The sequence below is a fragment of the Streptomyces sp. NK15101 genome (assembly GCF_020400725.1).
Taxonomy (GTDB): Bacteria; Actinomycetota; Actinomycetes; order Streptomycetales; family Streptomycetaceae; genus Streptomyces.
In genome coordinates this window covers 1-20782 of the sequence record NZ_JAINVG010000068.1, presented here as the reverse complement: position 1 = coordinate 20782, position 20782 = coordinate 1, and the positions used below count along the sequence as shown (strand labels likewise).

The window sequence follows — 20782 nt, the reverse complement described above, 5'->3', positions numbered from 1 at the left end:
GAAGGTGCGGGGACTTCTTCCGCCCCGGGCCGCGCGTCCCACGGAACGACCGCACCGCCGTCCCCGGAACGGGGAACGGCGGTGCGGTGGTGGAGCGGCGGTGGCGAAGGGGTCAGGGCACGATCAGATCGGGGACGACCTTCGCCAGCTCCGCGGCGGACAGGACGCCCTCCCGGACGAGGACCGGGGTGTCGCCGGTCAGGTCGACGATCGACGACGACACCGGCCCGGCGGTCCGGCCCCCGTCGAGGTACACCGCCACGGAGTCCCCCAGCATCCCGAAGGCCGCGTCGCAGTCCTCCGGCGAGGGCCGGTCGGTGAGGTTCGCGCTGGAGACGGCCATCGGGCCGGCCGCGGCCAGCAGGTCGAGCGCGAGGGGGTGATCGGGCATCCGCACGGCCACCGTCCCGCCGGTCTCGCCCAGGTCCCAGGAGAGCGAGGGCCGGTGGCGGAGCACCAGCGTCAGACCGCCCGGCCAGAAGGCCTCGATCAGCTCCTCGGCCTTTCGCGGCAGCTCCGCGACCAGGTCGCCGAGCGCCTCCCTGGAGCCGACGAGTACGGGGGAGGGCTTGTGCCGGCCGCGTCCCTTCGCGGCCAGCAGACCGGCGACGGCCTTCGGGTCGAAGGCGTCGGCGCCGATGCCGTAGACGGTGTCCGTCGGAAGGACGACGAGCTGCCCCTGCCCGAGGGCGGTCACCGCCGCCTCGATGCCGGCCGGGCGGGCCGACGGGTCCGAGCAGTCGAATCGCTGTGCCATGGGATCGTTCACTCCGTGCTCTCCACGCCGTGCGAGGTCACCAGCCGGGCGTTGCCCTCGGCGAGCTGGTAGGCCAGTCCCACGACCGCCACCTCGCCCGTCTTCACCTGCTCGGACAGGACGCGGGAACGGTCCATGAGCAGCTGCACCGTGTGCCTTATGTGCTCGTCGATGATGTCGCTGTCCTCGGTCAGACCCGCGGCGCGGGCCGCCAGGACGCTCGGCGTCACCCGCTCCACCACGTCCCGTACGAATCCGACCGCCGGCAGCCCGTCCTCCACCGCGGTGCGGGCCGCCGCGACGGCGCCGCACGAGTCGTGTCCCAGGACGACGACCAGCCGGCAGCCGAGCATGCTCGTGGCGTACTCGACGCTGCCCAGCACCTCGGACCCCAGCACATGGCCCGCGGTCCGTACGACGAACAGGTCGCCGAGTCCCTGGTCGAAGATGATCTCGGCCGCGAGCCGCGAGTCGGAGCACCCGAGGATGACCGCGAACGGCTCCTGCCCGGGTGCGAGCTGCGCACGGCGGGCGGCGTCCTGGTTGGGGTGTTCCGGGGTCCCGGCGACGAAGCGGCGGTTACCGGCGAGCATGGCTTCGAGAGCGGCAGAAGGCGAGGTACGAGGCATGCCCCCACTTTAACGAGCCGTCCTCGGCCGGCCCCCGGCCGGTCCCCCGGACGAGGGAGCGGGCCCGCGAGGGCGGCGCCCCGCCGGCGTGCGGTCCGGCAGCGGGACGGCGTGCCGTCCGGCAGCGCGACGCCGATGTACAACCGTGTCATGCGCACGTAGATTTTGCCCTCCCGTGGTTGCCGCCCCGGCGGGTCCGTCGGACTCTTGGTGACCATGCCCCTCGGGCAGCTGGTTCTGCTGGTCACGGGGGGTGCACGGGGCCCTCCGCCCTGAGCGGGGAAAGTTCATGCACCTCGAGTTCCGGCACCTCCGTGTCCTGCTCACCGTCGCCGAGGCCGGCAGCATCCGCAAAGCCGCCGCGCGCCTGCAGCTCTCCCAGCCCGCCACGAGCGCCCAACTGAAACGGATCGAACAGGAGCTCGGCGGTCCGCTCTTCGTCCGCAGCGCCGAGGGCGTGAGGCCGAACGAGAACGGCCAGTACGTCCTGCGCTGCGCGCGTGACCTCGTGGTCGGCTTCGACCGGCTGCGCGAGCACGCGCGATCGGCCGCCGGGACGGACGGCGGAACCGTCCCGCCGCTGCGGGCGGGCGGTACGGCCGGCCCCTTGGTGTCACTGCTCATATCCGCCCTCTTCGAGCTCGTTCCGGAGGGCCGGCTGACCATCGACGCCCGCCGCTCGGTGCACACCCTCGTGAAAGCGCTGAGCCGGTCGAAATGCGACATAGCGGTCTTCGGCGAGTTCCCCGGCTTCCCGCTTCCGGTCGGCGAGTCGGTCGTGACGCGCACGCTGGTGCGCGAGCCGGTCTTCGTCCTGCTCGCCGAGGACCATCCGCTGGCGCACCGGGAGAGCGTCGGCCTGGCCGACCTCGGGGGCGAGGAGTGGGTGATGCCGGAGGCCGACGAGAGCGGCGTGCACGCCTATCTCCATCTCACCTGCCAGTCGGCGGGATTCACCCCGCGCATCGCGCACGTGACACCGGACCTGTCCGTGGCGCAGATCCTGGTCGCCGGCCGGCGTGCCGTCTGCGGGGTGTGGCCGAGCGCCGAGGTGTCCGACCAGGGCACCGTGCAGCGACCGCTCGTGGACGTCCCGTTCCACCGGCGGCTGCAACTGGCCTGGAACCCGGAGTCGGTTCCGCCGGAGCTCGCCGACGCGGTGGGCGAGCGTCTGCTCGCGGAGTACCTGTCGCTGGTGAGGCGGCGGCCGCAGTACCTGGCCTGGTGGGAGGACGGCGGTGAGGAGTTCGCGCTCGGCGCGGACGGCTGACCGGCCGGGCCCCGTTCCGCCCCTATAACTCCGGGGCTGTACCCCATATGGGATCACGTCAGGAACATGTCACCTGGTGAACACTTCGCGTCAACGTCCAAGGACGTCGTCACCCCCCACGACGAGCGAAGGAACACCCCGTCATGTCCCGTCCTCTCCTTGCCCTCTCCACGATGGTCGCCGCCGCCGTCATCACCACGGGCGCGGTGGCCGTACCGGCGTACTCGCAGCCCGACGCGGCGCAGCACGGGAACTCCGTCCGCGACACGGCGATATCCCGGGCCGAGGCGAACGTGACCCGGCACGCCGACACCTTCGGCTTCGGTGCGGGCCAGGCGCTCCGGGTCAAGGACGTCGTGATCGACGCCGACGGGACCCAGCACGTCCGCTTCGACCGCACCTACCGCGGCCTCCCCGTCGTCGGCGGCGACTTCGTCGTCCACCAGAAGGCCGACGGCTCGCTCAAGGGCTCCACCCACGCCAAGGCCCGCAAGGTGGCGCTCGCCTCCGTCACCCCCGCGATCGACGCCGAGGGCACCGCGGCCGGCGCCCTCGAGCGCGCGAACGGCCTGGTGCGCGACGCCAGGTCCACCCCCGAGCTGATCGTGTGGGCCGCCGACGGCACCCCCCGCCTGGCCTGGCGCACCACCGTGCGGGGCCTGGGCGACAAGGGCCAGCCGCACGGCGAGGTCTTCGTCACCGACGCCACCACCGGCGCCGCGATCGAGAACTACGACGCCGAGCACGAGTCGACCGGCACCGGCCACTCCGAGTACACCGGCGACGTCACCCTCGACACCACCCAGCAGGCCAACGGCACCTTCGCGCTGATCGACCCGCTCCGCGGCCACGTCACCAAGGACGCGCGCAACGTCTCGTCCTCGTCGCTGAACAGCTCCTCCGGCACCCTGTTCACCGACGCCGACAACATCTGGGGCGACGGCAGGAAGTTCTCCACCGACCGCGCCACCGCCGCCGTCGACGCGCACGCCAACACCGCGAAGACCTTCGACTACTACAAGAGCACCTTCGGCCGCAACGGCATCAAGAACGACGGCCGCGGCGCCACCGTCTTCGTCCACGTCGGCACCAACTGGGACAACGCCCAGTGGTCGGACGCCTGCTTCTGCATGATGACCGGCGACGGCAACGGCACGGTCGACCCCGAGCAGGTCGACCTCGACACCATGGGCCACGAGATGACCCACGGCGTCACCTCCGCCACCGCCAACCTGCGCTACAGCGGTGAGTCCGGCGGTCTGAACGAGGCCACCAGCGACATCTTCGGCACGATGGTGGAGTGGTACGCCGACAACGCGATCGACACACCGGACTACCTCTTCAGCGACCAGTCCACCCCGCCGTGGCTGCGCCGCATGGACAAGCCCTCCCTGGACGGCCGTTCCGCCGACTACTGGTCGAAGTCCGTCGGCCGGCTCGACGTGCACAACTCCTCGGGCGTCGGCAACCACTGGTTCTACCTGGCCTCCGAGGGCAGCGGAACCAAGACGATCAACGGCGTCGCCTACAACAGCCCGACGTACAACGGCTCCACCGTCGCCGGCATCGGCAACCAGAAGGCCGCCGCCATCTGGTACCGGGCGCTGACCGTCTACATGACCTCCACCACGGACTACAAGGGCGCCCGCGCGGCGACCCTGAACGCCGCGAAGGACCTGTACGGCGCCACCGGCCCCGAGTACGCCACCGTGGCCGCGGCCTGGACCGGGGTCAACGTCCTCTGACGCACCGGCACATCGCCCGGTCCGATCATCCTCCCGGCCCCCGCCGTGACGGCGGGGACCGGGAGCTCCGTACCGGCAGGAATACCCGGTTGGGTGACTGCGCCGTGACGCCGGGCGACGGCAAGATCATCAGCATGAGATCTTCTTTGACGCGCCGGGCGCTCGCCGCGGCCCTGCTCCTGACGTCGACGCTGGCCCCCGCCGTGGCCGTGGCCGCCCAACCCGGCGGAGAAGACCGCCCGTCGGAGCGCGCGGCACACGCCCGTCTGCTCGGTGAGAAAATCGTTCCGCACAAGCTCGACTTCCGGGGCACCACGGTCGGCGGCTTCTCCGGTGTCGACCGCAACCGGTGCACCGGCGAGTACGTGTTCATCAGCGACGACCGCTCGTATCTGCAGCCCGCCCGTTTCTACACCGCCGAGCTGGACGTGGACGCGGCCGGCGTGCACTCCGTCGACTTCACCGGCACCCACCCGTTCCTCCAGCCGGACGGCTCCGTCTACCCCTCGCCGTCCGTCGGGGACGGCAGGGCCGTCGATCCCGAGGAGATCCGGGTCGACCCGCGCAGCTGCCACTACTGGTGGGCACAGGAGGGCGACCGGCCCAAGGCGGCCGGAGCCGGACCGGTGATCCAGCCGTCCGTCCAGTTCGCCGACTCCACCGGCGCCCACCTGGGCCGGCTGCGGCTGCCGTCGAACTACGAGATCACCATGGAGGAGCGCGGGCCGCGCCGTAACCAGGCGATCGAGGCCATCACCTTCGGCGCCCGCGGCCGCGTGGTGACCAGCGCGGTCGAAGGCCCCCTGATCCAGGACGGCCCCGTACCCGACCTGCAGCACGGCGCCCTCGTCCGGGTCACGCAGCAGACGCGGGGCGGCCGGGTGCTCGGACAGTTCGCGTACCCCATCGAGAAGATCTTCGCCGAGTCCGACCCGACCAGCCCCTGGGGCCCGGACACCGGCGTCCCGTCGATCCTCGCCTTCCCCGACGACCCCGAGCGCTACCTCGTGCTCGAACGCACCTGGGTCGCCGGCTCGGGATACAAGATCCGCCTCTACGACGCCACCACGCGCGGCGCGACCGATGTGCAGACGATGGAGTCCCTGGCCGGACGGGCCGTGGTGGCGATGCGCAAGACGCTCGTCGCGGACTTCGACACCCTCGGCCTCTCCACCGTCGACAACACCGAAGGCATGACGTGGGGCCCGGACCTGCCGTCCGGCGAGCGGTCGCTCATCCTGGTCAGCGACGACAACTTCGACACGGAGGCGGTCACCCAGATCGTCGCCCTCGCCGTCCGCTGACCCCGGCACGAGCGCGGCCGGGCCGGCCGATCACCGTCGGCGGGTGCCGGATTCAGGAGGGCATGTTCTGCTCCGCCCAGACCACCTTGCCGGTGATCGTGCGACAGGAACCCCACCTGCGGCACAGCATGTTGATGAGCTGAAGCCCCCGGCCGCCCTCGTCGCTGAGGTCCGCGTGCTGGATCTGGGGGAGGTCGGGGCCGGTGTCCGAGACCTCCACGACCAGCCGCTCCCCGCGCAGCAACCGCAGCTCGCCCGGGCCGTTCCCGTAGCGCAGCGCGTTGCCCACCAGCTCGGAGACGACGAGCTCGGAGACGTCGGCCAGCTCCGCCAGCCCCCACGCGGCGAGCTGGTCGGTGACGAGGCCCCGGGCGACCGAGGCGGCCCGACCGTCCCGGGGCAGCTCCCACACCCGCAGGTCTCCGGCCGGGAGCGGGGAGCTCACCGTCACCAGGAGCACCGCCTCGTCGAAGCGGGCGGCGGCGGCCGGTGCGCACTCCACCAGACCGCCCTGCCCCAGCGCCTCGGGAGTCAGGCTCAGGGCCGCCGAGCTGAGCCGGTCCAGCTGGGCGTCCACGTCCTCCTCCCGCGACTTGACCAGGCCATCCGTGTACATGACCAGATGGGCGCCGTCCGGGACGCGCACCCGCAGCGGGTCGTACGGGATCACGCCCGCTCCCAGCGGCGCGCCGGTCGGCACCGGGACGTAGCCGGCGCCGCCCTGTCCGTCGAGCAGCAGCGGCGGCAGGTGCCCGGCGCTCGCCAGCGTGTACGTGGAGTCGGCGGGGTCGTAGACGGCGCAGAGGCAGGTGGCGACCTGCTCGTCCTCCAGGTCGCGGGTGGCCAGGTCCAGCCGGGCCAGGATCCTCTCGGGGGCCGTGTCCAGGGTCATGAGGGTGCGGGCGACGGTCCGCAGGCGCCCCATGGTGGCGGCGGCCGGCAGCCCGTGCCCCATCACGTCGCCCACCATGAGGGCCGTCCGCCCGCCGGGCAGCGCCATCACGTCGTACCAGTCCCCGCCCACGCCGTGGTGAGCCGCCGCGGGCGCGTACTCGGAGTGCACCAGCAGGCCCGGCGTCGCCGGGGTCACCCGGGGCAGCAGGCTGCGCTGCAACGAGACGACGTGCTCGCGCTCGCGCCCGTACAGCCGGGCGTTGTCGATGAAGACGGCCGCCTTGGAGGCGAGCTGCTCGGCCAGTGCCAGGTCGGTGGTGGAGAACGGGGGCGTCCCGGGGGCACGGACGAAGTCGGCGCTGCCGAGGAGCAGCCCGCGGGCGATGAGGGGCACGGCCAGATAGCTGTGCACCCCGGCGGCCCGCATCTTGGCCGCCGCACTCGCGGTGGGCGCGACACGCGTGAAGTCCTCGTCGCGCATACGGCTCAGCAGGACCGGTTTGCCCTGCCGGAGGCAGTACCGGTGGAGCAGGGTCTCGTGGGGCTGCTCGGCGTGGACGAAGGTCTCGCCCACCGGGGTCGGCTCCAGCGAGGAGAGCTCCTCGATGGCGCACAGCGCGGTGGCCCGCAGGGGTGGGATGCCCGGCTCCGTCCACCGGGACCCCTCGTCGCCCCGCAGGACGCTCTCCAGGATGTCCACGGCCGCCCCGTCGGCGAAGCGGGGCACGGTGAACTCCGCGAGCTCCTGCGCGGTGCGCTCCAGGTCCAGCGTCGTGCCGATCCTGGAGGTGGCGGAATTCAGCCAGGCGAGCCGGCTGCGCGTGGTGAACCGGTCCGGTGGCAGGACGCCTCTGCCCCGTCGGAACCGGGCGTTCTCCCCGGCCGAGCGGCGTCCCGCCGGGTCCCGCCCGGCCGAGCCGCGGCCGGGCAGGCGCCGTCCGCCGCTGCCGCCGTTCACTCTTTCGGCCCCCAACAGGACTCGATGCCATTTCGTGCCCAGTGTGCACCGGAAACGGCCGCCGCGCCTCCTGCTGCGCAAGATCTCCCCGCCCGCCGGCGGTGCGGGAAGCCCGATCCGTCCGACACGCGGAAACGCACGTCACGGGGTCCGGGCCGCCCGCGGTCCGGACCGCTGAGCACCGGGCACCCGTGTCCGCGCGATCACGACGGGTTCTTCGATGAGCCGCACGGTCGGTGGCGTCGCGGGCACCGGGCGCTGCCATGCGGCCGGGGTGTCCGGAACCTCGCGGAGGTCCCAGTCCCGGCAGGTGGCGTCGAGGGCCAGCGGGTAGAGGGTGAGCGTGCCGTCCGGCGCGATGCGCATCCGCACGAATCCCGTGCGGTCGTCGACGGACTGCCCGGACATCTGCCACTCGGCGACGAGGCCGCGGTCCGTCCACAGCACCCAGAGGGCGAAGAGCTGGGAGCCGAGGAACGCGCCCGGCACAACGGCGACGACGACGAGTAGCGCCAGGATCCAGACCCCGCTCCAGGCGGGCGGGACCGACCGAGCCACGGCGACGGCGACGGCGAGGGCCGCGGCGGCGACCGCCAACTGGAACAGCACCGCCACGATCGGGCCGGACGGTGTCCGGGGCCGCCGTCCGCGCAGCAACCCGTTCCCCCAGCCGAACACGAAGGGCAGCACGAAGAAGGCGGCACTCGCGCAGAGCAGGCCGAGCACGTCGTCACCTCCGGCCCCCCGTACGGCGCCGACGGGGTTGTGTCTGCCTTCGGCCAGGGCGAACGCGCCGCTCGTCATCAGGACGAGCAGCAGCTGCACCGCCCCGGCCAGTACCGCGAAGCCGGGGTTGCGCCGCGGCAGCCAGTACCGTGACCAGGGCTTGGCGATCGCGCGCGCGAGCGAGCGGGACTCCTCCGCATCGGGGTACGTGTGCTGCGCGAGGGCGAACGCCGGCGGCGGGTCGTCCTTCTTCCGCATCCGCGAGGCGGCCGGCGGCAGCGCCAGCGCCTTCGGAAGCCTGTGCGTGGAGGCCAGGAACGCGCCGCCCAGGCCGCACGTCACCATCTGGCGCCGCCGGGGGTCCGGAGGCAGGTCGTCGCCGGATCCGGCCGGATCGTCGGGCAGCCGTTCCGCGTAACGGGCGTAGTGGTGCTTGTCGCCGGTCAGCCACAGACGAACGGACGCGCCCGTGTCCTCGAGCCGCCCGGTCGCCGGGTCGAACCGCTTCCGGATGATGGTCCGGTCGAACCAGTGCAGGGAGTTGAAGGCGTCGGGCTTCTCGTCGCTCTGCACCCACGTGGGCGCGGCGGTGCAGACGATCACGCTGTCCCCCGGCAGCAGTCGCGGCGACAGGAAGGTCTCGAAGTAGCGCCGCTGCGGATCGTCGAAGTAGGAGCCGAGTTGGCTGTCCAGCCCGACGAGCCACCAGCGCTGCGGCAGCTCCACGGCGAAGTAGCTCCGGGTCTGCCGGGTCTCCCAGCCGCCGATGGGCGCTCCCTGGGCGAACATCCGCAGGAACGCGGTGAGTCCGTCGTACCAGTCGTGGTTTCCCGGCAGCGCGACCATGAGCGGCTGGTCCGGTGCCGACGGGAGCGCGGCGCGATAGGGCCCCTTCAACCGGTCCTCGTACGCCGGGGCCGACGCCACCGGGTACACCTGGTCCCCGCCGAGGACGAGCAGCGAGCCGCGAGGGCACGAGACGGATCCGTCGACGGCGAGCCGGTCCGCGGCCAGGGCCGATGCCACCGAGCACGTCGCCTCGAAGCCGTCGCCGAGGTCGGCGACGAAGTCGATCCAGATCTCCTCGGCGCCGGGATTCGCCAAGGGGGCCCGCAGCAGGACGGCTTCGAGCGCGCCCTGTATCTCGCGCTTGTCCGAGTAGTTCGCGAACACGGCGGCCAGCCCGACCTTGACCGCCGTGCGAGCCAGCTCCTTGGGCGCCAGCCAGCGCACCGGTTCCTGCGGGGTGAACAGGATCGCCGCCGCGTGCTTGCGCAACTCATGGAAGTCCACGATGGCTCCTCCGTCGGTCCGGGAGCGGTCACAGTGGTGACCAGGGCAGGACGTCCTGCGCGTACACGTCCCACAACTTGCCGAAGAAGAACTGTCCGAAGCGCCCCAGCGTCGTCACCCTGCCGGGCAGCGTCGCCGCTTCGGCCCGGAAGGTGGTGAGTTGCTTCAGGAAGTCGGTGGGGCGGATGTGGACGGCTCCCGACGCCACCAGCTCGGCCCCGGACTCTTCGTCGGCACCGACGTGGCCACGAACGATGCGCGTACGGAGGACGGACGTGTCCTTCCAGATCCCACGGCGGGAGTCCTCGCTGACGTCCTTGTGTCCGCTGAGCGTGAGCCGGTGACCGGCTCGATCGGTGAAGAACAACCGGTAGAGCATCCGCAGGTGTTCCGGGTCGGACTCCTCCACGAACAGCTGGAACGTTCCGTCCTCGACCGGAAGGCGTCCGCCCAGCTCCTGGCAGACGATCTCTCCCCGCAACGAGGCTTCGTGTTCCGGACCGGCGAGGAAGCGGTCCACTCCACGGATGTCGACGGTCAGGTGCAGGGCCAGGTCGGCGGTCGCTCCCTCCTCCGGCGGGGGAGCCTCCCGGGCGTCCTCCCGGCCGAAGGCGACGCGTCCGACCATGCGCTCGGTGAAGCGGATGCCGGTGGGGTCTTCAGGGCGGTCCGGAGGGGCGCCGGGCTTCCAGGGGATCCCCTGGGCCGTGCACCACCGGCGAGCGCGCTGGACCCCGAGTTCCACGGCCTGCTCGAAACGGCTCCTGCTGAAGTTGAAGAGGTAGTTGAGCGGGACCTCGGCGCTCAGGAGCCTGACGTCGATGAGGCGCCCGAACTCTCCTCGCTCTCCGCCGCGGATGGCCGCGTTGCTGGCCTCGATCCGGCGCAGCCAGTGCTTCAGCTGGCCGTTGGCCGTCGTCTCGATGATGTGGAAGTAGTTGGCCACGAACCCGTCCCGCCAGCGGTGCCGTCGGCTGACCGTCCAGATGATCCACAGTTCGTCACAGCCCCGCCGGATCGCCTCCTCGACGTTGCCGTCGGTCAGGTAGACCGGATCGATGTAGGTCTGCCCGTCGATGACGACGGGAGGGAACCACATGGGCAGCGAAACCCCGGCACAGAAGCGGTCCTCGTCCATGCGGTCGGCCGTCACGGTCTCCAGTTCGTTGGCGCTGAAGTTGTAGAGGTTGAACGTGGCCTCCCGGTCGGTGGCCCGGATCCTCTCCCAGTCCAGCCCCCACTCCGGGAAGACGTGGCGCCGGTAGCCGTCCAGCGTGAAGAGGGAACGGGCGTACGGTCCCTTCGGCAACTCGCGCCAGTTCGGGCTGACGCCCTTCAGCGGAGAGAGCGTGCGCCAGTTGTCCGCGATCTCGCGCCCGGACATCCCCTGGCAGTACATCGCGAGGTTGAACACGCCTCCGCTGGCGCCGTCGACGTGGTCGAACCGCAACTCGGCCTCGTCGAGCAGGACCTGGAGAACACCCGCCTGGAAAGCCACCTTCAGGCCGCCGCCGGCGAGGATGAGGGATCTGCGCGGGGAGGCGCTGCGGTGCTCGCTGTTCTGGCCGGACGTCATGAGGGCCTCGCGGAGTTCTGTCGGTGATCCTCGATGATGCGGTCGGCCGACCGGTCGGCCAGCGCCGCGATGGTGAGCGAGGGGTTCGGGCCCACGGGACCGGGCATCACCGAGCCGTCGGCTATCGACAGCCCCGGACAGCCGTACACGCGCCCGAAGGAGTCCACCACGCCTTCCCGGCCGCTGCGCCCCATCGGCGCGCCGCCCAGGGGATGCACGGTGATGAGACGGTTGAGCCACCACAGGGGATTCGAGGCGTAGCGGCCGCCCAGGCTGTGTGACACGTGCTCCATGGTGGCGTTCATCTGGTCGAAGTACTCGTCGGAGGCCGCCAGATGCCAGTCGAGGTCCAGATGTCCGTCCCGGAGGAACATGCGGCCGTTGGGCACGTCCCTTCCCATGCCGAGCAGCGGCACGGACGTCGCGGTGAACAGCCCCTTGCCCATGGCGTCACCGAGCTGTCGGCCCACGCGGCTCCTGGCGGTCCTCGTCAGCTGCGACCACCCCCGCCGCAGCAGGAACCTCGCGACCCTGTGCGACAGGGTGAGGACGTTGTCCTCGACGAGCCAGTTGAGGAATTCAGGGTAGCCGGCGTCCTCGATGTAGAAACCCCGGTCGGCCTCGCCGTTCTCCTCGCGGTCCCTGCGCATCGCACTCGTGATGACCGGGCCGAAGCTCGGTTCCAGCATGCGCGGCACCGTCTCCCCGGGGCGGTCCTGAAGACGTTCCCGCGCTTTGAACACCAGCCCGAGGAAATCCCCGTTCCCGGAGAAACGGGTGCCCAGCGCCGGACTGAGCGCGGGAAAGGCGCTGCGGTTCCTCAGCAGCAGATAGGTGGTGCCGAACGTGCCGGCGGAGAGCACGAGCCTTCTGGCCCTGACGGTGTGCCGCTCGGGAGGAGCGAGCGGATCCCCGTCTCCGGCGCCCCCGTGCTCGATGTACGAGACCAGGAACCCCTGCCGGACCGGTTCGAAGGCGCGGACCTCGCAGAGGGTCCGGATGTCCGCCCCGAGCCGGTCCGCGGCGCTGAGATAGGTGAAATCCAGACTGTTCTTGCTGCCGAAGTTGCAGCCCAGGTCGCATTCACCGACGAGTCTGCACGTGTAGCGCGGGCTGTGGTGCAGATTGTCCTCGCCGCCCTCGATGGGAACGCCGGGCACCGGAGGGTCTCCGAAGGAGACGGCCAGCAGGGGGAGTTCCCACGGGAGACCGAGCCGCGAGGCCGCCTGCCGCATGGCGACGGTCTTCGGCGTGTCCCGGTAGGGCTCCACGTCGAACGGGTACCGCTGCGCGCCCAGCATGCGCTCGACGCGGTCGTAGTGGGGATCGAGGTCCTCACGCGTGACGGGCCAGTCCTCGTAGCCCCCGTCGAACGACTCGTGCACGAACCAGCTTTCGGGCTTGCGGATCAGCACGTTCGCGTAGATCAGCGAGCCTCCGCCCAGCCCGCTGGACACCAGGGCGTCGAGCTTCGAGAAGCTCCACATGTCGTACATCCCGTACAGCCGGGAATCCGGGTCCCAGAAGTTCTTGGCGGCGTCATGGGGGCTCCGTGGAAAGGAGCCGGGCGGGAACGGTTTCCCCCTTTCCAGAAGACACACGCGCAGGCCGGCCTCGGCCAGGCGGAACGCGGTCACGGATCCACCGAAACCCGACCCGACGACGACGGCATCGAAAACGTCCACGCTCGCCACCTCCAGGAGCCGGAGCCCTTGCCCGGCCTTTCCCCGCATGCGGCTGCTGCACGCTCTTTTCCATGGTTCACCCGCGTGTCGTGACGCGCACGTCGAACCGCCGACCGCCGGTCGAGGACCGTACGGCGCGGACCGCGTCAGCCCGCGGGGCACACCGGGCCGGCCGAACGGTCCGGCAGGTACGTCGAGCGTTCCTCCGGGGTGAGGGCGCGGTTGACGGTGCCGCAGATCCTCTTCACCGCGTCTGCCGGCCGGGGGAGGTCCGCGTTCCACAGCCCACGGCCCTGTCGAGGCTCGCGGCGGCGACGGCGCGCCCCTCGGGAGCGACCGGCACCTCGTCGACCTCCCTGTCACCGTCAGGCGCTTCGCCGGGGTCCGCGGCCAGGTCGCGCAGCTCCGCGAGGGGGATCTGTGCCCGGATGGCGGGCACCTGGTGCCGGGGGCCGGCGGGCCGTACGAGCGAGGTCATCGTGCGCCGCACGACGGGCAGTTGGCCGGTCGGGGCGCAGCCGATCCAGGATGCCCCGCCCCCTCTCGTACGCGTCGGAAGCGGTGATCTCGGTGATCATGCCGATGACCGGACCGGTCACCTCGTCGAGCACCGGCCCGCCGCTGAAGCCGGTGGTGAGGTCGTCGGCCGCCGTGAGCCGCAGATGCGCGCCCCCGCTCCGGGTGGCCGGCAGCAGATCTCCCGCCACCCCGTAGCCGAAGCGCCCCTCCAGCGGAGCCTGGGCGGGGAAGCCGCGCGAGAGGTGCCACGATTCCTCCTCCGCTTGTCACACCCGGCGGCCGCGCCCGCCCCGTCGCCTCGTGGGCGCCCCGGAGGCATCCGGCCGGGACGCCCCGTCCGGCGTCCCGGCCGTCTCCCGGCCTATCCGATCTCGACGAGGAGGTCGCCGCCCTCCACCTGCTGGATCCGGGTGATGGCCAGGCGGGTCACCCGTCCGCTCCTCGGGGCGGTGATCGAGGCCTCCATCTTCATCGCCTCGATCGTGGCCACCGTCGCGCCGGCCTCGACCTCGTCGCCCTCGGCGACGGCCAGCGTGACCACGCCGGCGAACGGCGCGGCGACATGGCCGGGGTCGGACCTGTCGGCCTTCTCGGTCACCGGGAGGTCGGCGGCCGCGGCCCTGTCCCGCACCTGGATCGGCCGCAGCTGGCCGTTCAAGGTGGACATCACCGTGCGCATGCCGCGCTCGTCGGCCTCGCCGACGGCCTCCAGCTCGATGAGCAGCCGCACGCCGGGCCCGAAGTCGACGCCGTACTCCTTCCCGGGGCGCAGCCCGTAGAAGAAGTCCTTGCTGTCGAGCACGCTGGTGTCGCCGTACGCCTGGCGGTGCGCCTCGTACGCCTTCGTCGGGCCGGGGAAGAGGAGGCGGTTCAGCGTGGCGCGCCGGTCCTCGGCCAGGCCGGTGCGGTCCTCCGCCGTGAGCTCCCGCATCGGCTTGGGGCCGGCGCGGCCCTCCAGGGCCTTGGTGCGGAACGGCTCGGGCCAGCCGCCGGGCGGCGTGCCCAGCTCGCCGTGGAGGAAGCCGACGACCGAGTCGGGGATGTCGTACCGGTTCGGCGCCGCCTCGAAGTCCTCGGGCGCCACCCCGGCGCCGACGAGGTGCAGCGCGAGGTCGCCCACCACCTTCGACGACGGTGTGACCTTCACCAGCCGGCCCAGCATCCGGTCCGCGGCGGCGTACATCGACTCGACGTCCTCGAACCGGTCGCCGAGCCCGAGCGCGACGGCCTGGGTGCGCAGGTTGGAGAGCTGCCCGCCGGGGATCTCGTGGTGGTACACGCGTCCCGTCGGCGAGTCCAGGCCCGCTTCGAAGGGGGCGTAGACCTTGCGGACGCCCTCCCAGTACGGCTCCAGGTCGCCGACCGCCTGCAGGTCGAGGCCGGTGGGCCGCTCGGAGTGGTCGGTCGCGGCGACGATCGCCGACAGCGAGGGCTGCGAGGTGGTCCCGGCCATGGAGGCCACCGCGCCGTCCACCGCGTCCGCCCCGGCCTGGATCGCCGCGAGGTACGTGGCGAGCTGGCCGCCCGCCGTGTCGTGGGTGTGCAGGTGCACCGGCAGCTCGAACTCCCGGCGCAGCGCGGAGACCAGCTTCGCCGCGGCGGGGGCGCGCAGCAGACCGGCCATGTCCTTGACCGCCAGGACGTGCGCCCCCGCGGCGACGATCTCCTCGGCGAGCCGCAGGTAGTAGTCCAGCGTGTAGAGCTTCTCCGCCGGGTCGGAGAGGTCGGCCGTGTAGCAGAGCGCGACCTCGGCGACCGCCGTCCCGGTCTCCCGCACGGCGTCGATGGCGGGCCGCATCTGCCGGACGTCGTTGAGCGCGTCGAAGATCCGGAAGACGTCGATGCCGGTGGCGGCGGCCTCCTGCACGAAGGCGTCGGTCACCTCGGTCGGGTACGGGGTGTAGCCCACCGTGTTGCGGCCCCGCAGCAGCATCTGCAGGCAGATGTTCGGCACGGCCTCGCGCAGCGCGGCCAGCCGCTCCCAGGGGTCCTCGGCGAGGAAGCGCAGGGCGACGTCGTACGTGGCGCCGCCCCAGCACTCCAGGGACAGCAGCTGCGGCAGCGTGTGCGCGACCGCCGGGGCGACGGCGAGCAGGTCCTTCGTCCGGACGCGGGTGGCGAGCAGCGACTGGTGGGCGTCGCGGAAGGTGGTGTCGGTGACGCCGAGGGTCGGCGACTCGCGCAGCCCGCGGGCGAACCGCTCGGGACCCAGTGCCAGGAGCTTCTGCCGGGAGCCTGCCGGAGGCTCGCCCGCCGGCACCCGGGGCAGCTTGCCGGCCGGGGAGATCAGGTCGGGGCGCGGACCGTGCGGTTTGTTCACGGTGACGTCGGCGAGGTAGGTGAGCAGCTTCGTGCCGCGGTCGGCCGAGTGGCGGGCGGTGAGCAGGTGCGGCCGCTGCTCGATGAAGGCCGTCGTGACCCGTCCGGCCTGGAAGTCCGGGTCGTCGAGCACGGCCTGCAGGAAGGGGATGTTGGTGGACACGCCCCGGATGCGGAACTCGGCCACCGCGCGCCGGGCCCGGCCGACGGCGGTCTGGAAGTCCCGTCCCCGGCAGGTCAGTTTGACCAGCATCGAGTCGAAGTGGGCGCTGACCTCCGTACCGGCGTGGGTGGTGCCGCCGTCGAGCCGGATGCCGGAGCCGCCCGGGGAGCGGTAGGCGCTGATCATGCCGGTGTCGGGGCGGAAGCCGTTCGCCGGGTCCTCGGTGGTGATCCGGCACTGCAGGGCGGCACCGCGCAGGACGACGGACTCCTGCGTCAGGCCGAGGTCGGCGAGGGTCTCCCCGGCGGCGATGCGCAGCTGCGACTGCACCAGGTCGATGTCGGTGACCTCCTCGGTCACCGTGTGCTCGACCTGGATGCGCGGATTCATCTCGATGAAGACGTGGTTGCCCTCGCGGTCGAGGAGGAACTCCACGGTGCCCGCGTTCCGGTAGCCGATCCTGCGGGCGAACTTCACGGCGTCGTCGCAGATGCGCCGCCGCACCGCCGGGTCGAGGTTCGGGGCGGGCGCCAGCTCGATCACCTTCTGGTGGCGGCGCTGCAGCGAACAGTCGCGCTCGAACAGGTGGATGACCTCGCCCTCGCCGTCGGCGAGGATCTGCACCTCGATGTGGCGCGGGTCGACGACGGCCTTCTCCAGGAAGACGGTCGCGTCGCCGAACGCGGACTCGGCCTCGCGGGCCGCCGCCTCGATGGACTCGCGCAGCGCCGCCGGGTCCTCGACCCGCCGCATGCCGCGACCGCCGCCGCCGGCGACGGCCTTGACGAACACCGGGAAGCCGATCCCCTCGGCGGCCGCCACGAGTTCGTCCACGTCGGTGGAGGGCGCCGAGGAACCGAGCACGGGCACGCCGGCCTCGCGGGCGGCGGCCACCGCGCGCGCCTTGTTCCCGGTCAGCTCCAGCGTCTCCGCGGACGGCCCCACGAACGTGATGCCCGCCTCCTCGCAGGCGCGCGCCAGTTCCGGGTTCTCGGACAGGAACCCGTAACCGGGGTAGACGGCGTCGGCACCGGCCAGGCGGGCCGCCCGGATGACCTCCGCCACCGAGAGGTAGGCCCGTACCGGATGACCGGGTTCGCCGATCTCGTAGGCCTCGTCGGCCTTCAGCCGGTGCAGCGAGTTGCGGTCCTCGTGGGGGAAGACGGCCACCGTCCGCGCCCCCAGTTCGTAGCCGGCGCGGAACGCGCGAATCGCGATCTCCCCGCGGTTGGCCACCAGCACCTTGCGGAACATCCTGATCCCTTCACCTGGCCGGTGACGAGCACCACGGGCCGGCGACCGGCCCCGTGCGTCCGCGCCGTCCTCGGCGCGCACTCGTCCGGGTCGCGCCCGGCTCGTCACGGCCACGCTACGGGCTGTGCCGCGGCCTGCTGAAGATCGCGTGGCAGTGACATCGATCATCGCCGCCGGCCATGCCTCATCCGGCCGTGCCACCGCCCGCCCGCGGACGGGACGGGACGCCCGGCCGCGGGTAGACCCTGGACTGCTTGACGCTGCCGAAGGCGAAGCTCGACTCGATCGACGCGATGCCCGGGATGGCGTGGATCCGGGTGCGGACGAGCGCCTCGTACGCCTCCAGGCTCTCGATGACGACCCTGAGCAGGTAGTCGCTGCTGCCGGCCATCAGGTAGCAGTCCTGGATGTGGTCGATGAGGCCGACGTGCTGCTCGAACACGTTCACCGCCTCGGCCGTGTGCCGCTCCAGGCGGATCCGTACGAAGACGGTGATCGGCAGACCGAAGGCGACCTGGTCGACGGTGGCCGTGTAGCCGCCGATCAGCCCGGACTCCTCGAGGCGGCGCACCCTGCGCAGACAGGGGGAGGGGGACAGCCTGATCCGGTCGGCGAGGTCCTGGTTCGACAGGCGTCCGTCCGTCTGCAGCTCATGGACGATCTGGAAGTCCACGGCGTCCATCGACTCTCCTTCATGGATTTTGGCAGATTCTGCCCCCACGCTATGTCTGCAGGGCATAACTGGCAATCATCTGCCCCGGCAAAAGCTCTAGCGTTGCTCCTCGGGGGCGAGCCGGACGTCGGCTGCGCCCGAACGGCTTCGAGCGGGAGGAACGGCCGGTGGCCGCAACGCAATCGGTGGGGGCGAGGACGGGGGAGGCGCGGGACGACCGCACTCCGCCCGAGGGGCACGGCACCCCGTCCCGGGGGCAAGGCACCCCGTCCCAGGGGCACCACGGAAAGCCCCGCACCGGCCGGCTCCGGGGCCCCTCCCCGCAGGCCGTGGGCATGCTCGCGCTGCTGCTCACCGTGACCGTCTGGGCCGCCTTCGCGCTCAGCGCCCGCGCGCTGAGCACCTCCACGCTGCTGCCCGCCGACGCCGCCCTGCTGCGGTTCGGCGTGCCCCTGGTGGTCCTGGCGCCCGCCCTGTGGCGGCGCAGGCGCCGGCTGGCCGCCGTCCGGACCGGCCCCGCGGCCAAGATCATCTGTGGTGCGGGGGTCCCCTTCTTCCTCGCCGCCATGTACGGCGGCTCGCTGACCTCCGCGGCCTTCGTCGGGGCGATCGTGCCCGGCATGGTCCCGCTGTTCGTCTCCGCCCTCATGGTCGCCGGCGGCAAGAGCGCCCCGCGCGGCACCCAGGCGGCCGGCCTCGCCCTCATCGTGGCCGGCGTCGCGGCCCTGGTCTGGCGCCACACCGCGGCCCTCGACGCGGACGTCCTGCTCGGCACGGGCACGCTGCTCGTCGCCAGCGGCCTGTGGGCCCTCTACACCGTGGGCCTGCGCGAGGTGGACCTCGACCCCGTCGGGTCCATCGGCCTGCTCTGCCTGCCCTCCTTCGCCGTCATCGCGCTGTTGGTGCTGACCGGCGTCCTGCCCACCGGCCTCGCCGACGCGGCCGGCGGCGACATCGCGCTCTTCCTCGTCGTCCAGGGCCTGGGCGTCGGCCTGTGCGCGGGGCTGATGTACGCGTTCGCCATCCGCCGACTCGGCCCGGAGCGCAGCTCCGTCGTCGGCAGCCTCAGCCCGGTCGCCGTCGTCCTGCTCGCCGTTCCCCTCCTCGACGAGTCGCCGACCCTGCCCGTCGTGGTCGGCGTCCCCCTCATCACCCTCGGCGTCGCGCTCGCCAACCGACGCTCCCGAACCAAGGTCTCCGCCGATGCTTGAGCTCCTCCCCGCCCCGCCCGCCGACCCGCTCTGGGACCTGACCGCCGAGTACGCGGCCGATCCGCGCCCCGAGCGCCTCGACCTCGTCCTCGGCGTCTACCGCGACCACACCGGGGTCACCCCCGTCATGGCCGCGGTCAAGGAGGCCGAGATACGCCTGGCGGAACGCTCCGGCTCCAAGGAGTACCTCGGCCTGTCGGGCAACACCGCCTTCAACCGCGCCATGCTCACCACCGTCCTCGGCACCGAGGCCCTCACCGCGCGGGCGACGGCCGTCCAGACCGTGGCCGGGACCGGCGCCCTGCGCCTCCTCGCCGACCTCGTACGGCAGACGCGCCCCGGCACCACGGTGTGGGTCAGCGACCCCGCGTACGTGAACCACCGCCCCATCCTCGAAGGCGCGGGCCTCACCGTCCGCCCGTACCGGTGGCTCGACCCCGCGGAGCTGCTGGAGGACCTTCGCGCGGCGGGACCCGGCGACGTCGTCCTGCTGCAGGGCTGCTGCCACAACCCCACCGGAGTGGACCCCTCCCCCGAGACCTGGGAAGAACTCGCCGGGCTCGCCGGGGCGAACGGCTGGGTCCCCTTCGTCGACCTCGCCTACCACGGCCTCGGCGACGGCCTGGAGGCCGACCTGCGGCCGACCCGGATGCTGGCCGAGCGGCTCCCGGAGGTGCTGATCGCCGTCAGCTGCTCCAAGAACTTCGGCCTCTACAGCGACCGCACCGGCTGCGCCGTCGTCGTCGGCTCCTCGGCTCGGGCGCTCCGGCACGTCGAGACCGCCCTCCAGAACGCCGCCCGCACCCTGTACTCCATGCCGCCCGACCACGGTGCCGCCGTCGTCGCCACCGTGCTGGAGGACGAGCGCCTGAAGGCCGCCTGGCTCGCCGAACTCGACGAGATGCGCCGCCGCATCACGGCCAACCGGACGGACCTCGTCGCCCACCTGGGCGCCCTCGGCCACGAGGAGACGGCAAGCGTCCTCGGGCGCCAGAAGGGCATGTTCTCGATGCTGCCCCTCACCCCCGAGGGGATGCGCCGGATGCGCCGGCGGTCCGGCATCTACGGCACCTCCTCGGGCCGCATCAACATCGCGGGCGTCCCCGCGCACCGGATCCCCTTCCTGGCCCGGGGAATCGCCGACACCCTGCTGGCCCCGGCCGCCAGGGGAACCGTCTGACGTTCCACGGGGCGGCGCCTACGGCGTGCCGGGAAGCCGGACCGTGACGACGAGGCCGCCGGCGGGGCGGGGGACGAGGTCGAGGGTCCCGTCGTGGGCACGGACGATGCTGTGCACGAGGGCCAGGCCCAGACCGGCGCCGGCGTGCTCGTCGGTGCGCACCCGTTCCGTTCCGCGCCGGAAGGGCTCGGTGAGGGTCGGCACCAGGTCGGGCGGGAGCGGAGGGCCCGTGTTCTCGACCCGCACCACGCTCGCCCCGTCCCGTGTCCCGGTGTGGACCGTCACGGTGCCGCCGTCGGGGAGGTTGTGCACGACGGCGTTCTGGACGAGGTTCGTCACCAGCCGCAGCAGGAGTTCCGCGGAGCCGCTGGTCCGAGTCGTCCCGCCGGTGACGTCGAGCGTGATCCCGCGCTGTTCGGCCAGGGGGAGCAGGGTCTCGGCGGCCTCCTCGGCGAGGAGGGAGAGGTCGACGCTCTCGCGGTCGAAGGTCCCCCGGTCGCTGCGGCTGAGTACGAGGAGGGCCTCGGTGAGGTCGATCGCCCGTGCGTTGACGGCCTGCAGCCGTCCCAGGAGCTCGTCCCGGTCCCGTGTGGGGTCCCTGCGGGCGACGTCGAGCAGCGTCTGCG

General features: G+C 72.3%; 15 protein-coding genes. 5 read left to right on the top strand and 10 right to left on the bottom strand.

Annotation, left to right across the window (positions count from 1 at the left end; translation table 11 throughout):
- Nucleotides 1–112: 112 nt before the first annotated feature.
- Nucleotides 113–757 (bottom strand): L-threonylcarbamoyladenylate synthase, encoded by a 645-nt coding sequence (locus K7G60_RS28615; protein ID WP_225803850.1) that lies wholly within the window; start codon nt 755–757, stop codon nt 113–115.
- An 8-nt stretch (nt 758–765) separates the two neighbouring features.
- A complete protein-coding gene (locus K7G60_RS28610; protein ID WP_225803849.1) occupies nt 766–1386 on the bottom strand; it encodes a carbonic anhydrase in 621 nt (206 codons plus the stop codon).
- Between the two features lie 289 nt (nt 1387–1675).
- Between K7G60_RS28610 and K7G60_RS28605 the strand changes: the two genes are divergently transcribed.
- The 3 genes from K7G60_RS28605 to K7G60_RS28595 all read left to right on the top strand — a co-directional run bounded on the left by K7G60_RS28605 (nt 1676) and on the right by K7G60_RS28595 (nt 5705).
- Nucleotides 1676–2656, top strand: a complete 981-nt coding sequence (locus K7G60_RS28605) for a LysR family transcriptional regulator (RefSeq protein ID WP_225803848.1) — start codon at nt 1676–1678, stop codon at nt 2654–2656.
- Between the two features lie 143 nt (nt 2657–2799).
- Entirely contained in the window at nt 2800–4401 is a 1602-nt protein-coding gene (locus tag K7G60_RS28600; protein ID WP_225803847.1) for a M4 family metallopeptidase, read from the top strand.
- A gap of 134 nt (nt 4402–4535) precedes the next feature.
- On the top strand, nt 4536–5705 hold the full coding sequence (locus tag K7G60_RS28595) for an esterase-like activity of phytase family protein (protein WP_225803846.1): 1170 nt from the start codon (nt 4536–4538) through the stop codon (nt 5703–5705).
- A 52-nt stretch (nt 5706–5757) separates the two neighbouring features.
- Here the strand turns inward: K7G60_RS28595 and K7G60_RS28590 are convergent, their stop codons facing one another.
- From K7G60_RS28590 to K7G60_RS28560, 7 genes are all read right to left on the bottom strand, one after another.
- Nucleotides 5758–7557, bottom strand: a complete 1800-nt coding sequence (locus tag K7G60_RS28590) for a SpoIIE family protein phosphatase (protein WP_225803872.1) — start codon at nt 7555–7557, stop codon at nt 5758–5760.
- A gap of 141 nt (nt 7558–7698) precedes the next feature.
- A complete protein-coding gene (locus tag K7G60_RS28585) occupies nt 7699–9576 on the bottom strand; it encodes a hypothetical protein (RefSeq protein WP_225803845.1) in 1878 nt (625 codons plus the stop codon).
- A 28-nt stretch (nt 9577–9604) separates the two neighbouring features.
- The gene (locus tag K7G60_RS28580; RefSeq protein ID WP_225803844.1) at nt 9605–11152 is read right to left on the bottom strand and encodes a patatin-like phospholipase family protein; all 1548 of its coding nucleotides are present in this window, start codon (nt 11150–11152) and stop codon (nt 9605–9607) included.
- Nucleotides 11149–12837 carry a GMC oxidoreductase gene (locus K7G60_RS28575; protein WP_225803843.1) on the bottom strand — a complete coding sequence of 563 codons (1689 nt, stop codon included), beginning with the start codon at nt 12835–12837 and terminating at the stop codon, nt 11149–11151. Before K7G60_RS28575 ends, K7G60_RS28580 begins: the two co-directional genes overlap by 4 nt.
- 244 nt (nt 12838–13081) lie before the next feature.
- Complete coding sequence (locus K7G60_RS28570) at nt 13082–13327, bottom strand: hypothetical protein (protein ID WP_225803842.1); 246 nt, start codon at nt 13325–13327, stop codon at nt 13082–13084.
- 390 nt (nt 13328–13717) lie between these two features.
- Nucleotides 13718–17092 carry a pyruvate carboxylase gene (locus K7G60_RS28565; protein ID WP_225803841.1) on the bottom strand — a complete coding sequence of 1125 codons (3375 nt, stop codon included), beginning with the start codon at nt 17090–17092 and terminating at the stop codon, nt 13718–13720.
- 184 nt (nt 17093–17276) lie between these two features.
- Nucleotides 17277–17774: an Lrp/AsnC family transcriptional regulator gene (locus K7G60_RS28560; RefSeq protein ID WP_225803840.1), complete on the bottom strand. Its 498-nt coding sequence runs from the start codon at nt 17772–17774 to the stop codon at nt 17277–17279.
- A 158-nt stretch (nt 17775–17932) separates the two neighbouring features.
- On the opposite strand from K7G60_RS28560, the gene K7G60_RS28555 reads away from it, so the two are divergent.
- Together K7G60_RS28555 and K7G60_RS28550 are read left to right on the top strand one after the other, a co-directional pair.
- On the top strand, nt 17933–18976 hold the full coding sequence (locus tag K7G60_RS28555) for a DMT family transporter (RefSeq protein WP_225803839.1): 1044 nt from the start codon (nt 17933–17935) through the stop codon (nt 18974–18976).
- Nucleotides 18969–20156 (top strand): aromatic amino acid transaminase, encoded by a 1188-nt coding sequence (locus tag K7G60_RS28550; protein ID WP_225803838.1) that lies wholly within the window; start codon nt 18969–18971, stop codon nt 20154–20156. Before K7G60_RS28555 ends, K7G60_RS28550 begins: the two co-directional genes overlap by 8 nt.
- An 18-nt stretch (nt 20157–20174) precedes the next feature.
- On the opposite strand, the gene K7G60_RS28545 is transcribed toward K7G60_RS28550, so the two are convergent.
- Nucleotides 20175–20782: HAMP domain-containing sensor histidine kinase (locus tag K7G60_RS28545; RefSeq protein ID WP_225803837.1), on the bottom strand; the 608-nt coding region annotated here is incomplete at its 5' end.

Excerpts from the sequence above, each read along its gene's own strand:
- K7G60_RS28595 (WP_225803846.1), top strand. The coding sequence starts at position 4,536 with ATGAGATCTTCTTTGACGCGCCGGGCGCTCGCCGCGGCCCTGCTCCTG.
- K7G60_RS28550 (WP_225803838.1), top strand. The coding sequence starts at position 18,969 with ATGCTTGAGCTCCTCCCCGCCCCGCCCGCCGACCCGCTCTGGGACCTG.
- K7G60_RS28610 (WP_225803849.1), bottom strand. The coding sequence starts at position 1,386 with ATGCCTCGTACCTCGCCTTCTGCCGCTCTCGAAGCCATGCTCGCCGGT.
- K7G60_RS28605 (WP_225803848.1), top strand. The coding sequence starts at position 1,676 with ATGCACCTCGAGTTCCGGCACCTCCGTGTCCTGCTCACCGTCGCCGAG.
- K7G60_RS28600 (WP_225803847.1), top strand. The coding sequence starts at position 2,800 with ATGTCCCGTCCTCTCCTTGCCCTCTCCACGATGGTCGCCGCCGCCGTC.
- K7G60_RS28560 (WP_225803840.1), bottom strand. The coding sequence starts at position 17,774 with ATGGACGCCGTGGACTTCCAGATCGTCCATGAGCTGCAGACGGACGGA.
- K7G60_RS28580 (WP_225803844.1), bottom strand. The coding sequence starts at position 11,152 with ATGACGTCCGGCCAGAACAGCGAGCACCGCAGCGCCTCCCCGCGCAGA.
- K7G60_RS28615 (WP_225803850.1), bottom strand. The coding sequence starts at position 757 with ATGGCACAGCGATTCGACTGCTCGGACCCGTCGGCCCGCCCGGCCGGC.
- K7G60_RS28565 (WP_225803841.1), bottom strand. The coding sequence starts at position 17,092 with ATGTTCCGCAAGGTGCTGGTGGCCAACCGCGGGGAGATCGCGATTCGC.